Genomic DNA, 13,887 nt, shown 5'->3' with positions numbered 1-13,887 from the left:
CCGGATCATGAGAGGAGAACATTGATGATTGCGCTTCGAGCCACATCACGCGCATCGCGGGCCGGACGATGGGCGCTATGCGCCGCCCTGGCAAGCGCCACGGGCCTGGCGTGGGCGGACCTGCCCGTGGAAGAACTCAAGGGCGGCACCCGCTTGCCGCCCGCCACGCCGCATCGGCTGTACGTGATGGATGCGGTCTTCAATCACCTGGTGGACAGCCGGGTCAACATCTACGACGGTGATTCCGGAAAATTCCTGGGGCTGGTGCCCACGTCGTTCAACGGCCACATGACGGTGTCGGCCGATGGCCGCGATCTCTACGTCATGACGACCTATTACGAACGGCTCAACCGGGGCAAGCGCACCGACGTGATCGAGGCCTGGGACGCCGAGACGCTGACCCCCAAGTATGAAGTGCCGATTCCGCAGAAGCGCGCGCAGGCGCTGAACTACCGCAATTACCTGCGCCAGAGCACCGACGGCGAACTGCTGTTCGTGCAGAACGCCACGCCCGCGACATCCGTCACGGTGGTGGACCTGAAGACCCGGCAGTTCGCCGACGAGGTCACGGCGGCGGCCGGCTGCTGGAGCATCATCCCGCTGCCCTCGCGTCCGCGCAGCTTCGCCACCATTTGCGGCGACGGCGCCTTGCTGACCATCGACCTGGACGCCGCCGGCAAACCGGCCGGCCAACAGCGCAGCAAGCCGATGTTCGAGCTTGAGAAGGACCCCATCTTCACGCACACCGAGAACCTGGGCGACACCTTCTATTTCGTGTCCTACAACGGCAACGTCTACAGCGCCGATTTCAGCGGCAAGGAAGTCAGCTTCGGTGCCTCGTGGTCGCTGCTGGACGCGTCCGGCAAGGATCGCGGTTGGCGCCCCGGCGGCTACAACTTGCTGGCCATCAACCGGGCGTCCAAGCGGCTGTACGTGGGCATGCATCCGAACGGCGCGGAAGGCACGCACAAGACGCCTGCCGCCGAGATCTGGGTGTACGACCTGGCCACGCACAAGCGGCTGGCGCGGATACCGGGCAAGAACGCCTTGTCGATGTCGGTCTCGCAGGACGACAAGCCGCGCCTGTTCACCATCGACGGGGGCAACGTCAACATCTATGACGCGGCACCCGTGGCTCCCGTGTTCAAGACCACCATCCAGGCGGCAGGCGAGACCGCGCTGCAAGTCGAGCCGCAACCGGCGGGAGGCCCGAAATGAACGATCCGGTCTTGCTCTATGGCGCCAGCGCCGCATTGGCCTGCGTGCTGCTATTGGGGGCGCTTGAAAAACTGAAAGACCTGGCGGGGTTCTCGCGAGCGGTGGCGGCCTACGACATCCTGCCTGCCGGTTGGAGCGGCGCATTCGCGGCGGCCTATGCGCTGGCCGAAGCCGCCGCAGGCGCGATGCTGCTGATGCCGTCGGTCCAGACGCCGGGCGCGGCGCTGGCCTTGTTGGTGCTGGGCGTGGCGACGCTGGCGCTGGCCTACAACCTGGCACGCGGGCATCGCGACATCGATTGCGGCTGCGGGGGGCCCGCCTCCTTGGGCCGGGGTGGGCGCGATGCCGCGCAGGGCGGCGGGCTGTCGTGGTGGCTGGTGCTGCGCAATGCGGTGCTGGCGTTATGGACGGCACCCGTGTTGATCGCCGCAGCCGGACAATCGCGCAGCCTGCAATGGGCGGACGCCGCCGCCGTCTTCGGCCTGGCGATGACCGCCGTGGGCCTGTACTTCACTGCCAATCATCTTTTGGCTTCGCATCTCAAGCTGCGGAATTTTTGAAGGAGTTTCACATGGATGCCTTGATCATTTCCAATTTCCTGCTGTGGGGCGTGGTGCTGTGCCTGGTGCTGGTCATCCTGGCCTTGTCGCGTCAGATCGGTGTGCTGTACGAGCGCGTGGCGCCGATGGGGGCGCTGACGATGGACAAAGGGCCTGCCGTGGGCGAAGCCGCGCCGCGTTTCGAACTGCCCGACCTGTTGGGGCGCCGCATTACCGTCGGCGAACGCGGGCAGCATAGCCAACTGCTGTTCTTCCTGTCGCCCACATGCCCCGTGTGCAAGAAGCTGCTGCCCATCCTGAAATCGGTCGCCAGCACGGAAAGCGCCTGGCTGCGCATTGTGCTTGCCAGCGACGGCGACATGCCGGAACACCTGGCGTTCTACAAGCAAGCTGGGCTGGAACGGTTCCCGTACTTGCTGTCGACCGAACTGGGCATGAAGTTCCAGATCAGCAAACTGCCGTACGCGGTGCTGATGGACGAGTCGGGCGTCTTGCGTGCCAAGGGCCTGATCAATTCCCGCGAGCAGCTGGAAAGCCTGTTCACGGCCAAGGAGCTGGGCGTGGCGTCGGTGCAGGATTTCCTGGCCGCGGGCACGCTGGACGAGACTCGGATTTCACGCAAGGAGAGCGGCAATGCACTGGCTGGATAAATTGGGTGAGCGCGCCGCGCGCTCGGTCGCGCATGCCACGTCCCGTCGCAGCGTGCTCAACCGCATCGGCAAGCTGCTGGTGGGAACGGCCTTCCTGGTGCCGGTGCTACCGGTGGCGCGGTCGGCCCCCGCAGCCGCCAAGAAGCCGCAGATGGACGACACGGCATGCGACTACTGGCGCTATTGCGCGGTGGATGGATTCCTGTGTTCGTGCTGCGGCGGCAGCATGACGTCGTGCCCGCCCGGCACGTCGCCGTCCGCCGTGTCGTGGGTGGGGACGTGCCACAATCCGCTGGACGGTAAAGACTACCTCATCAGCTACAACGATTGTTGCGGCAAAACGGCGTGCGGTAAGTGCATGTGTGCGGCCGCCGAACGCGAACGTCCAGGCTATCAAATGTTCCTGCATAACGACGTGAACTGGTGCATGTCCAACGAGTCATCGATCTTTCACTGCACGACCTCGGTGATCGTGGGGCTGGCCAAACCTCAGCTGCAACCCAAGGCGGCGCCAAAGCCATGAGTTCCTGGGGGCGGCAGCCGGCAGGATGGCGCGGGGGCGTTGCCCTTGCCATCCTGCTGTGCGCGATGCAGGGCGCGGCGGCGCAAGAGGGCGCACGCCCAACAGCGCCGCAGCCAGATGTGCCGCAAGGCGCAGGCGTGGCTGATGCAGACCGCTTGCGGCAAGCCGTTCGCGCCGATTATGTCCTGCAGTGCGCGGGCTGCCACCGCGTGGACGGCCGGGGCAGCAGCCGGCACGGCATACCGGACTTCCGCGAATCGGTCGGAGGGTTCACGCATCTGCCGGCGGGCCGCGAGTATTTGATCCGCGTGCCGGGCGCCGCCCATTCGCAATTGAGCAATGCCGAACTTGCGGCGGTGTTGAACTGGGTGCTGGGCGAATTCAGCGCAGCCCAACTGCCGGCCGATTTCACTCCCTACACCGAAGAAGAGGTGGCGGCGGCAAGGCCCAACCGTTATGACGACGTGGTGCCGGTGCGCCACAAACTGGCCGAAACGCTTTCGTCGATGGGGTTCTCTCTGTCCGAATATTCGTATGGGAGCGACAGGAAACCGTAGTCCGGCGGGCAGTTAGGGGTTCTCACCGATACTCCCCCCAGGCGTGCAGTGCTAGAAAGAGGCAGCACCGGAGTCGCCATGTCACTATCCCTTTTGCACAGTGCGCCCAGGCACTTCCTGGATTGCGCCAGTTGGCAGGAAAGCATCAGCAGTACCTTCGTGCCACTGGAAGTATCGGCCGTGTTCCCCACGCGTTTCCGCAACAGCGTGGCGGTGGGCTGCCTGGGCTGGATGCAGGTCAGCGAATTGCACAGCAGCGCGCAACGGGTACGCCGCAGCAAGCTGCTGGCAGCTCGCGCCGAAGACGCCGGCTACAAGGTCACGCTGCAATTGGCGGGCCGCAGCGAGATCCGCCAGTCCAATCGCACTGCCTTGCTGATGCCGGGGGAATGGAGCATCTACGACACCACCCGGCCGTACGAGGTCGATGTGGATGACGGTGCACATTTTCTGGTGATGCAGGTGCCCGGCAAGCAAACCGAAGCCTGGCAGCCGTTCATGCAGAACGCCGTGGCTCGCAACTTCAGCGGCCAGCACGGTTGCGGCCGCATGGCCATGGACCTGCTGCGCGTCGCGTTGGGCGAACAGGCCCATCTGTCCGAAAGCGCGGCGCGTGACGCGGCCAACGCGGTGCTGCAGATGATGGGGCTGGACATTAGCGAACGGGCGGGGGGGCTGGCCGAGCAGGACCAGGCGGGCTTCAAGCAGGCGCAGTTGCGCCGCGTCCAACAGCACATCCTTGAAAACCTGCACGATCCCGCCTTGTCGCCGGCATCCGCCGCTGCGGCGTTCCGGATGTCGCGGCGTTATCTGTACAACCTGTTCGCGCTGGCGGCCACTACGCCTGCCGATTTCATCCTCAGCGCCAGGTTGGAGCGCAGCCGGGATGCGCTGTGCGACGCCACGCAGTCCGTACGGCAGATTGGCGATATCGCGTACCGGTTCGGGTTTTCCGACGCGGCGCGTTTCAGCCACGCGTTCCGCAAACGTTACGGCGCATCGCCGTCGGAATACCGCCGGCAGGCGCGTTAGCGCTGCCCGGGCGGGATCAACATTGCTCGGGAATCAGAGCAGTTCTTCGTTGATCAGGTCTTCCTTGCCGTAGAACTTCACGCCGATGTGGATGCGTTCGCGGCCTTGCGAACGGCGGTGGCGGTTCGTGTCGCGCAGGGAGTAGACGCAGCCGCAATATTCCTGTTGATAGAAGTTCTCGCGCTTGCTGATTTCGATCATGCGGGCGGACCCGCCACCCTTGCGCCAGTTATAGGTCCAGTAGACCAGGTCGTCGTAGCGGGCGGCGGCGCGTTCGCCGCAGCCGTTGATCTGGTTCATGTCCTTCCAGCGCGAAATGCCGAGCGAGCTGGTGATGGTGTCGAACCCGTGCTCGTGCGCGTACAGCGCGGTGCGCTCAAAGCGCATGTCGAAGCAGGCGGTGCAGCGTTCGCCGCGTTCCGGGGCGTCTTCCATGCCCTTCACGCGGTCGAACCAGTTGTCCATGTCGTAGTCGGCATCGATGAATTCGATGCCGTGCTGTTCGGCGAAGCGGATGTTCTCCTGCTTTCGGATCTCGTACTCTTTGACCGGATGGATATTCGGGTTGTAGAAGTAGATCGCATAATCGATGCCGGAGGCCGTCATGGCTTCCATGACTTCGCCGGAACAGGGCGCGCAGCACGAGTGCATCAGCACCTTGCTGCGGCCAGCGGGGAGGTCAAGCTTGGGGCGGACGAGTTCGGACATGGCTTGCAGGCAAAAAGGCGGAAAACCCCTTATTTTACCGCGAGTTGCCTCCCGCCGGGGCGCCTAGCCCAGCACCGCGTCCCATAGCTCGCGCACCGCCGCGCGTTCGTCCACGAGTTGGTCCGGCCCCACGCGCGCTTTCTCCACGCCCTGCATGCGCAACTGATGCTGCACGCGGCGCAAGACGCGGTAGGCGTCGGCGGCGCGCGCGGCCAGCTCGGGCGGGATCAGACCGGCCTCGCCGGCCAGGCGCAGCAGGGTGATGTTGCCCAGGTTGCGCACCAGGACCGGATGGGTGCCCGCGTAGCACAACACCAGGTATTGGGTAACGAATTCCACGTCGACCATGCCGCCTCGGTCATGCTTGAGGTCGAACTTCTGGCTGGTATTCGGATGGCCGGCGTTGATCTTTTCGCGCATGGCCAGCACTTCGGTACGCAGCGCAGCCTGGTCGCGGGGCTGCACCAGGATGGCTTCGCGGATCCTCTCGAAGCGGGCGCCCACGTCGGCGTCGCCCGCGGCATGCCGCGCGCGGGTCAGCGCCTGGTGTTCCCAGGCCCAGGCATGCTTGTGCTGGTATTGCTCGAAGGCTTCCACCGAAACGGCCAGCAGCCCGGCATCGCCGTCCGGCCGTAGACGCAGGTCCACCTCGTAGAGCCGGCCCGACGACGTCATGGTCGACAGCCACGAGGTCATGCGCCGGCCCAGTTTCGCGTAGACCTCGGCCGCATCTTCGCGCGGATCGTCGAACAGGAAAACCAGGTCCAGATCCGAGGCATAGCCCAGTTCCTTGCCGCCCAGCTTGCCGTAGGCAATGACGGCGAAATGGGGCAGGGCGCCCGGCACCTTGTTCACCAGCGGCCAGGCGCGGCGGATGGTCTCGGTCAGCAACAGGTCGGCCAGCGCTGACAACTGGTCCGCCAGTTTCTCCACCGTAAGCTCGCCTTCCAGATCCTGCGCCAGCAGCTGGAAGCTGGCCTGGCGCTGCACGTCGCGCATCAGGTTCATCTGGCGCTCGATGTCGGGATCGCCGTCGGGCAATTTGCAGGCGTCCAGGTCAGCGGTCAGTTGCCGGGCGATCTGCGTGAAATCCAAGGGTTCGAACAGCGTGCGCCAATCGATCAGGCTGTCCAGCAGCAGCGGATGCTGGGTCAGGTATTGCGCGGCCCAGGGGCTGGCGGCGACCATCCGCGCCACGCGCGCCAGCGTGTCCGGGTATTCGGCCAGCAGCGCCAGGTAAGCGCTGCGCTGCGCGATTTTCTCGATCAGGTCGAACAGGCGCACCGCGGCGTCCAGCGGCGCCGAGGTCTGGCGCGCGGCGCGCAGGGCGGCCGGCAGCAGGGTTTCCATGCGGCGGCGGCTGCTTTCGGGCAAGCTGCGCACGCGATGGCTGCCCAGCAGCGTTTCGGTGCGGCGCAGCAGGTCCTGCGCCTCGTCGCCAAACGCCTGCCGGATCTGTTCGGCCAGCTCGCATTCGTTGTCAGGCGTTTCGGGGGCGTCGTCGGCCGGCGTGCTGGTGTCTTCCGCGTCGCCCATGCCCACCATGCGGAACACATTGCGGAAGGTCTGCGAGACGAACTTGCGGTGCGCGGCAAGCGTGCTTTCGAAATTTTCCGAGCTCATGCCCAGCGCGGCCGCCAGCGCGGCGCGCTGGGCCGGGTCGCCTGGCAGCAGATGGGTCTGCTCGTCTTCGCGGTACTGCAAAGCGTGTTCGGTGCGGCGCAGGTAGCGGTAGGCTTCCTCCAACCGCCGGGCGTCGTCTTCCGGCACCAGGCCTGCCAATTGCTCGGCGTGCAGGGCTTCAAGCAGGCCGCGCTTCTGCAGCGCGGGCATGCGGCCGCCGCGGATCAACTGGGCCAGTTGCACCACGAACTCGATCTCGCGGATGCCGCCGTCGCCCAGTTTGATGTTGTTGGCGCTGTCGACGCCGTTGCGCGCCATGGCGCGACGCTGCCAGTCCTGGCGGATGCGTTCGCGCAGGGCGCGCAGCGCGGCCAGCGCGTCAAAGTCGAAATACTTGCGATAGACGAACGGCACGCGCAGGCTTTCCAGCTGCCGGGCCTGCGGCGCGCTGTCGCTGCCCTCGAAGGCCTGGGCGGGCATCAGGCGGGCTTTCAGCCAGGCATAGCGTTCCCATTCGCGGCCCTGGCCGATCAGATAGTGCTCAAGCGCGTCCAGGCTCCAGGCCAGCGGGCCGGAGTCGCCATCAGGGCGCAGGCGCAAGTCGGTGCGGAACACCTGGCCATTGGCGTCCACCTCGGAGATGACGGGCATCATGCGCCGCGTCAGGCGGCCGTAGAACTCGTGGTGGCTGATCCGGCGCGGGCCGTCGGTTTCGCCTTCCTCGCCGTACAGCATGATCAGGTCGATGTCGGACGACACGTTCAGTTCGCAACCGCCCAGCTTGCCCATGCCGACGATCAGCATTTCCTGCGGCTTGCCGGTGGCGGGGTCACGCGGCATGCCATGCACTGCCGCCAGGTCCGCCGCCACGCTGCGGTAGGCCGCCGCCACCGCGATATCCGCCAGCGCGGTCATCGCGCCGACCACTTCCTCCAGATCGGCCTGGCCCGTCAGGTCACGTACGATCAGCGCGCTGAATACCCGTTCGCGCAGCTTGCGCAGCACCATGCGGCAGGTGTCCACCGGTAGCGTAGGGGGCGCGTCGGGCCCGGCCAATTCAGCCTGCCATTGCGCCAGGCGGGCCGGAGTGACCGGCTCTTGCACGGCGTTGGCCAGCCAGGCGGCCAGATCGGGATGGGCATCCAGGCGGCGGCGCAAGTGACCGGACCAGGCAAGGGCGGAGGCAAGCATAGGGGACGATGACATGGCGTAAGGGCGGCAGACGAATGGGCGCGTTTCAGGTATAAGTGGGGACGATACCGCAAGACATCTTCCCCTGCCCACCACACGACCCGTGTCTGTTTCAAATACTGCTCCCACGCCGCACGCGCGTCGCGTGCTCTGCTGCCTGTTTTGGGTCGCGCTGACACTTTATGGCGTGGTGGCCATCGGGTTCCTGGGCGTCCGTTACTGGGTGTTGCCTCGGGTGGACCAATGGCGTCCGCAGATCGAGGCCTACGCCAGCCAGGCGCTGGGCGCCCGGGTCGCCATCGGCGGCATCCAGGCCAACTGGCAGGGGCTGAATCCCAAGCTTGATCTTACCGCCGTGCAGGTGTTTGACGACGACGCCGCGCCGGTGTTGACCCTGCCCTCCGTGTCGGCCGTGCTGGCCTGGCGCAGCATCTTGGCGTTGTCGCCCACGCTGGTGCGCCTGCGGGTGGAAAAACCTGAACTGACGTTGCGGCGCGATTCCGCCAACCATCTTTGGATAGCCGGGCAGGACATCGACCTGAACGCCAGCGACCACCAGTCCGACCTGAATCACCCGACTTTGCGTTGGCTGGTCGCCCAGCGTGAATTGCTGATACGCGACGCGACCGTCGTCTGGCAGGACGATTTGCGTCAAGCGCCGGCGCTGACCTTGAACGGCGTGGATTTCCTGATGCGAAACGGCAGCCTGTCGCACCGCTTCGCGCTGCAGGCCTCCGCCGGCGAGGCCTTGGCCCGCAAGGTGGAGCTGCGTGGGGAGTTCAATCGCAGCCTGTTCGCCGCGAACGCCGCCAATCCCGCGAACTGGAGCGGGCAGCTTTACGCCGAAGCCGATGACGTCGAGCCGCTGGCCTGGGCGCCCTGGGTGAAGCCGCCCCAGGTTGCTGGCCGGATCGCGGGCCGGGCATGGCTGCAACTGGATCGGGGCAAATTCACCGAATTGACCTCGGACATCGCCGTCAGGGGCGTGAACTGGTCGGCGGGCAAGGACGGCCCCGCGGTAAGCGGTGCTTCGGGCCAGTTCCGCATACAGGGCCTGCCCGGCGACTTCGTGCAGATCCAAGACGTGCCGCTCGCACGCAGTCCGGGCGCGGCGGACGCGTCGATCAAGGGGGCGGTGCAGCAGCTGCGGGTGACGCTGCCGGGCGTGTTCGAAGAACCCACGCTGGCGGCGCGCGAACTGGCGCTGGATGCCCGGATCAAGGGGCCGGATGCCCAGAACTGGTTCGTGGACGTGGCGCAATTGCATGTGCTCAACGATGACCTGGACGTGCGTTTGCAGGGCCAATGGCGGCGCGAGGGCAAGACGGCTGCGGGCAGCGTGGACATGCGCGGCACCATGGTGCGTGGGGCCATGCCGGCCATCCATCGTTACCTGCCGCTGGAGGTCAATGCGGACGCCCGAGAGTGGCTGGCCACCGGCTTGCCGGCGGGTGAAATGCGGTCTGCCGCCATTACGCTAAAAGGGGACCTGGACGACTTTCCCTTCAGTTCGCCCGGCGTCGAAGGTGAATTCGTCATTGCGGGCGCCTATACGGGGGCCAAAGTCGATTACGCGCCAGCGCGGCCGCCTCGCAAGGGCTGGCCCATGCTGGAGAACCTCTCGGGCAGTTTCCGCGTCGACAAAGTGAGTTTGACGCTGGACAGCCCGGGCGGCGCCATGGCCCATACCGGACCCGGTCAAACGGTCAGCCTGGGCGCCATATCGGCCACGATTCCCGATATGGAGCATGACTCCGAACTCCTGCTCGACGGCGAGACCTCGGGCCCCGTGCCGGCTTATCTGGCGATGGCGGCGAATTCTCCGTTGGGCGGGCTGCTGGATGGCGCCTTGGACGAGGCGCGCGGGACCGGCGACTGGCGCATGCCGCTGAAGTTGAAGGTACCGTTGCTGAACACGGACGACACCCAGGTTCAGGGACGTATCGTGTTCGCGGACAATACCTTCACCTTCATGCCCGAAATGCCCTTGCTGAGCCAGATGCACGGCGATCTGGAATTCTCGGAAAAGGGCGTGCAGGCCAAGGATATCCGCGCCCAGTTCCTGGGCGGCCCGGTCAAGATCTTCGGCACGTTGGCCCACAGTGCCGACGCCCTGCATTTCGACGGTACCTTGGCTGGCTCGGGGTTGTCGCAGTTGAGCAATACGCCGTCCATGTCGCGCTTCAGCGGCAGGGCCGCCTACAAGGGCCGGGTGGGATACCAGAAGGGCGGTTCGGTCGAGATCTCGTTAGAGTCCGACTTGGCCGGCATGGCGATCGATATGCCGGCGCCCGTTGGCAAGCCCGCCTCGTCTTCGCAATTGCTGAAGCTGCAATGGGGCGCGGCGCAGGACCGTGGCGCCAAGGGCCGTCGCTGGCTGACGGCCAGCCTCGGGGACAACGTCAATGCGTTGTTCGAACGCGATCCTGGCGATGCGGCCCGGTCCTATTTCGCCCGAGGGGCGTTGGGCGTCGGCCGCCCCGCCAGCCTTCCCGAACGCGGGATGAGCCTGAACGCCAGCCTGCCGGAACTGGACCTGGACAGTTGGGAAACCGTGCTGGACGGGTTCGACACGCCTGCAGGCAAGGGCGGCGCCAAGAAAGCGGCGGCGCAGCCGGTCTTCCCGGAGCCCGAGCGCATCAGCGTGGCGACCGGCCTGCTGCACGCGAGCGGCTACACGCTGAACGACCTGACCCTGTATGCAACGCGCCCGGGGCCGGCGCAGTGGCGCGTGGACATCACGTCGCGCCAGGCGGCGGGATCATTGGAGTGGCGGGAGGCATCGGGCGCGATCGCGGGCCAGATCACTGCCCGCATGAAGCACCTGTCGTTCGGGGGCGCCGACGACACCAACGAGGCGGACAAGGCCCTGGCGTCCGGCAACGACTTGTCGGATATCCCCGCGATCGACCTGCAAGCCAAGGAATTTTTCCTGTACGGCAAGAACTTGGGAGAACTTCAAGTGGTCGGCACCAATCTGGAGCGCGGCCGGCAGTGGCGCCTGGACAAGCTGTCGATTATCAACGACGCCGCCAACCTGAACGCCACGGGCAATTGGAGCCTGGATGGGCCCGACCGGGGTCTGACCGTGGACGCCACGGCCAAGTTTGTCGACCTGGGAAAATTCATGACCCGGATCGGTTTCGAGAACATGGTGTCCGGGGGCGAAGGCTCGGCGGTGGGCAAGGCGACGTGGCGCAACCTGCCTTGGACCCACAATATCGCTGACGTGGCGGGCGAGGTCGATATCAGCCTGGACAAGGGCCGCTTCATGCATGTGAATTCCCGCACGGCGCGGCTGCTGGAGTTGTTGTCGCTGCAATCGCTGCAGCGGCTGGCCCGGCTGGACGTGAATCCGACCAATCTGCTGCGCGACGGGTTCCCGTTCGACACCATCCGCGGGCGCGTGAAGATGGCGGACGGGCTGATGTCCACCGAAGGCTACAAGATCAACGGCCCCGTGGCCGCGATCGTTCTGGCGGGCGGCGTCAATATCATCCGCGAGCGCTGGGACCTGAAGGCGGTGGTGATCCCCAACCTGGACGCCAGCGGCGCGGCGATGGTGACCGCGCTGGCCGTGAATCCGCTGATCGGCCTGGGCGCATTTGTCACGCAATGGCTGCTCAAGCAGCCGCTGGCGCGGGCGATGACCATGGAATATTCGGTGACCGGCAACTGGGACGATCCCCGGATCGAACCCATCGACGGATCGGGCAAGGCGCCGGACAAGCAGACCCCGCGGCCCGCCGATTCGGCACCTCGCAGCCGCATTCCCCAATATATCGAGCACTGATCCCGTTTTCTCGCCCCATGAAAAAACCGCCTGACGGCGGTTTTTTCATGGGGCGAGACCTGTCTTACTTCTTCTTCATCATGTCGAAGAATTCGGCATTGGTCTTGGTGGCGCGCATCTTGTCCAGGATGAACTCCATGGACTGCACTTCATCCATGTCGTGGATGAACTTGCGCAGCACCCAGACCTTTTGCAGCAGGTCCGGCGCGATCAGCAGTTCTTCGCGGCGGGTGCCCGACTTGTTCAGGTTGATCGACGGGTAGACGCGCTTTTCAGCCAGACGACGCTCAAGGTGGACTTCGGAGTTGCCCGTACCCTTGAATTCTTCGTAGATGACTTCGTCCATGCGGCTGCCGGTTTCGATCAGCGCCGTCCCCAGGATGGTCAGCGAGCCGCCTTCTTCCAGGTTGCGGGCCGCGCCGAAGAAGCGCTTGGGGCGTTGCAGGGCGTTGGCGTCCACACCGCCAGTCAGCACCTTGCCGGAGGCCGGCACAACCGTGTTGTAGGCGCGGGCCAGACGGGTGATCGAGTCCAGCAGGATCACGACGTCCTTCTTCATTTCGACCAGGCGCTTGGCCTTTTCGATGACCATTTCGGCCACTTGCACGTGACGGGTAGCGGGTTCGTCGAAGGTCGACGCCACCACTTCGCCGCGCACCGTGCGTTGCATTTCGGTCACTTCTTCCGGGCGTTCATCGACCAGCAGGACGATCATGACCGCGTCGGGGTAGTTGGTGGTGATGGCGTGCGCGATGTGCTGCATCATCACCGTCTTGCCCGACTTGGGGCTGGCGACGATCAGGCCGCGCTGGCCCATGCCGATCGGGGCGAAGACGTCGAGGATACGGCCCGTGAGGTTCTCTTCGCTCTTGATGTCGCGTTCCAGACGCATCGTCCGGTTCGGGTGCAGCGGCGTCAGGTTCTCGAACATGATGCGATGCTTGATCGCTTCGGGCGCCACGCCGTTGACCTTGTCCACCTTGACGAGCGCGAAGTAGCGCTCGCCATCCTTCGGCGTGCGGACTTCACCTTCGATCGAGTCGCCGGTGTGCAGGTTGAAACGGCGGATCTGCGACGGCGAGATGTAGATGTCGTCCGTGCTGGCCAGATACGAGGTCTCGGGCGAGCGCAGGAAACCGAAGCCGTCGGGCAGGACTTCCAGGACGCCGTCGCCAAAGATCTGCTCGCCTTGCTTGGCGCGCCGTTTCATGATGGCGAACATCAATTCCTGCTTGCGCAGGCGGTTGGCGTTCTCGATTTCCAGGCCAGCGGCCATTTCCAGCAGCTGCGAGACATGCAGCGCCTTCAGTTCGTTGAGGTGCATCGCGGTGATTGGTGGGGGAAAAGTAAAGGAGGGCTCTGGCGGCGCGCCACGGACGGGCTCGCGCGGTATTGAATGAGCGCCGCCTCCAGGGCGGCGCCTTCGTTCACAGCACGCAGTTTACAACGCGCCGTCCAGGAATGCGGTGAGTTGCGACTTCGACAGCGCGCCAACTTTGGTGGCGGCGGCTTGGCCGTCTTTAAAGAGCATAAGGGTCGGGATGCCGCGGATGCCATATTTGGTGGCGGTGCCCTGGTTTTCGTCCACGTTCAGCTTCGCGATCGTCAGGCGACCTGCGTACTCGGTGGCGACTTCTTCCAGGATCGGGGCAATCATCTTGCAGGGGCCGCACCAGGCAGCCCAGTAGTCCACCAGCACCGGCTGGCCGGATTTCAACACATCGGCATCGAAGCTTGCGTCACTGACGTTCTTGATTTGGTCGCTCATGATGGTGATTCTCGGTTCGGCAGCAAAAGGCGCGTAAAAAGGGACGCGCCTTGCCGTTGTTCTTGTATGTGGAATGGATTAAAGCATACCACTGTCAATAACAACAGGCATACCACTGTTAATAACAACAGGGTTTGCTGGTTTTGTGTAGGATGTTGCGGCGCAGTCGTCGTGATTCGGGTGATTGAGCCCTGACGCGCTGGCTGTGACTGTCATCATCCTACCGAATTCGGAGCTGGTCAGGTCGTGCGCATCCCACTGGGA

At 65.0% G+C, this 13,887-nt stretch carries 11 protein-coding genes; 7 read left to right on the top strand and 4 right to left on the bottom strand.

Going from position 1 to position 13,887, the window contains the following annotated elements:
* The first annotated feature begins 24 nt into the window (after positions 1-24).
* The 6 genes from HG262_RS07815 to HG262_RS07790 all read left to right on the top strand — a co-directional run bounded on the left by HG262_RS07815 (position 25) and on the right by HG262_RS07790 (position 4,540).
* Positions 25-1,218, top strand: a complete 1,194-nt coding sequence (locus HG262_RS07815; protein WP_169270468.1) for an amine dehydrogenase large subunit — start codon at positions 25-27, stop codon at positions 1,216-1,218.
* Positions 1,215-1,778, top strand: coding sequence for a MauE/DoxX family redox-associated membrane protein (locus tag HG262_RS07810; RefSeq protein WP_169270467.1), 564 nt, complete (start codon positions 1,215-1,217; stop codon positions 1,776-1,778). Before HG262_RS07815 ends, HG262_RS07810 begins: the two co-directional genes overlap by 4 nt.
* A gap of 11 nt (positions 1,779-1,789) precedes the next feature.
* On the top strand, positions 1,790-2,428 hold the full coding sequence (mauD, locus tag HG262_RS07805; protein WP_169270466.1) for a methylamine dehydrogenase accessory protein MauD: 639 nt from the start codon (positions 1,790-1,792) through the stop codon (positions 2,426-2,428).
* Positions 2,412-2,951 (top strand): methylamine dehydrogenase light chain, encoded by a 540-nt coding sequence (locus tag HG262_RS07800; RefSeq protein ID WP_169270465.1) that lies wholly within the window; start codon positions 2,412-2,414, stop codon positions 2,949-2,951. Before mauD ends, HG262_RS07800 begins: the two co-directional genes overlap by 17 nt.
* A complete protein-coding gene (locus tag HG262_RS07795; RefSeq protein WP_211186999.1) occupies positions 2,948-3,508 on the top strand; it encodes a cytochrome C in 561 nt (186 codons plus the stop codon). Before HG262_RS07800 ends, HG262_RS07795 begins: the two co-directional genes overlap by 4 nt.
* Positions 3,509-3,586: 78 nt before the next feature.
* Positions 3,587-4,540 (top strand): helix-turn-helix domain-containing protein, encoded by a 954-nt coding sequence (locus HG262_RS07790; RefSeq protein ID WP_169270464.1) that lies wholly within the window; start codon positions 3,587-3,589, stop codon positions 4,538-4,540.
* A 33-nt stretch (positions 4,541-4,573) separates the two neighbouring features.
* On the opposite strand, the gene HG262_RS07785 is transcribed toward HG262_RS07790, so the two are convergent.
* A complete protein-coding gene (locus HG262_RS07785; RefSeq protein WP_169270463.1) occupies positions 4,574-5,248 on the bottom strand; it encodes an epoxyqueuosine reductase QueH in 675 nt (224 codons plus the stop codon).
* A gap of 63 nt (positions 5,249-5,311) precedes the next feature.
* Entirely contained in the window at positions 5,312-8,077 is a 2,766-nt protein-coding gene (gene glnE / locus HG262_RS07780; protein ID WP_169270462.1) for a bifunctional [glutamate--ammonia ligase]-adenylyl-L-tyrosine phosphorylase/[glutamate--ammonia-ligase] adenylyltransferase, read from the bottom strand.
* A gap of 130 nt (positions 8,078-8,207) precedes the next feature.
* Here glnE and HG262_RS07775 point away from each other — a divergent pair, with 130 nt between their 5' ends.
* The gene (locus HG262_RS07775) at positions 8,208-11,855 is read left to right on the top strand and encodes a YhdP family protein (RefSeq protein WP_169270491.1); all 3,648 of its coding nucleotides are present in this window, start codon (positions 8,208-8,210) and stop codon (positions 11,853-11,855) included.
* A 64-nt stretch (positions 11,856-11,919) separates the two neighbouring features.
* On the opposite strand, the gene rho is transcribed toward HG262_RS07775, so the two are convergent.
* Both rho and trxA read right to left on the bottom strand, forming a co-directional pair.
* Positions 11,920-13,179 (bottom strand): transcription termination factor Rho, encoded by a 1,260-nt coding sequence (gene rho, locus HG262_RS07770; RefSeq protein ID WP_006218533.1) that lies wholly within the window; start codon positions 13,177-13,179, stop codon positions 11,920-11,922.
* Positions 13,180-13,296: 117 nt separating this feature from the next.
* Positions 13,297-13,623 (bottom strand): thioredoxin TrxA, encoded by a 327-nt coding sequence (gene trxA / locus HG262_RS07765; protein ID WP_006218534.1) that lies wholly within the window; start codon positions 13,621-13,623, stop codon positions 13,297-13,299.
* Between the last annotated feature and the right edge of the window lie 264 nt (positions 13,624-13,887).

Origin of the sequence: Achromobacter sp. Bel (assembly GCF_012928505.1) — a bacterium.
Classification (GTDB): domain Bacteria; phylum Pseudomonadota; class Gammaproteobacteria; order Burkholderiales; family Burkholderiaceae_B; genus Achromobacter.
This window is presented reverse-complemented; position numbering and strand designations above follow the sequence as displayed.

Bases quoted from the DNA above. Each gene is read 5' to 3' on its own strand.
- HG262_RS07815 (WP_169270468.1), top strand. From the start codon at position 25: ATGATTGCGCTTCGAGCCACATCACGCGCATCGCGGGCCGGACGATGG.
- HG262_RS07810 (WP_169270467.1), top strand. From the start codon at position 1,215: ATGAACGATCCGGTCTTGCTCTATGGCGCCAGCGCCGCATTGGCCTGC.
- mauD (WP_169270466.1), top strand. From the start codon at position 1,790: ATGGATGCCTTGATCATTTCCAATTTCCTGCTGTGGGGCGTGGTGCTG.
- HG262_RS07800 (WP_169270465.1), top strand. From the start codon at position 2,412: ATGCACTGGCTGGATAAATTGGGTGAGCGCGCCGCGCGCTCGGTCGCG.
- HG262_RS07795 (WP_211186999.1), top strand. From the start codon at position 2,948: ATGAGTTCCTGGGGGCGGCAGCCGGCAGGATGGCGCGGGGGCGTTGCC.
- HG262_RS07790 (WP_169270464.1), top strand. From the start codon at position 3,587: ATGTCACTATCCCTTTTGCACAGTGCGCCCAGGCACTTCCTGGATTGC.
- HG262_RS07785 (WP_169270463.1), bottom strand. From the start codon at position 5,248: ATGTCCGAACTCGTCCGCCCCAAGCTTGACCTCCCCGCTGGCCGCAGC.
- glnE (WP_169270462.1), bottom strand. From the start codon at position 8,077: ATGTCATCGTCCCCTATGCTTGCCTCCGCCCTTGCCTGGTCCGGTCAC.
- rho (WP_006218533.1), bottom strand. From the start codon at position 13,179: ATGCACCTCAACGAACTGAAGGCGCTGCATGTCTCGCAGCTGCTGGAA.
- trxA (WP_006218534.1), bottom strand. From the start codon at position 13,623: ATGAGCGACCAAATCAAGAACGTCAGTGACGCAAGCTTCGATGCCGAT.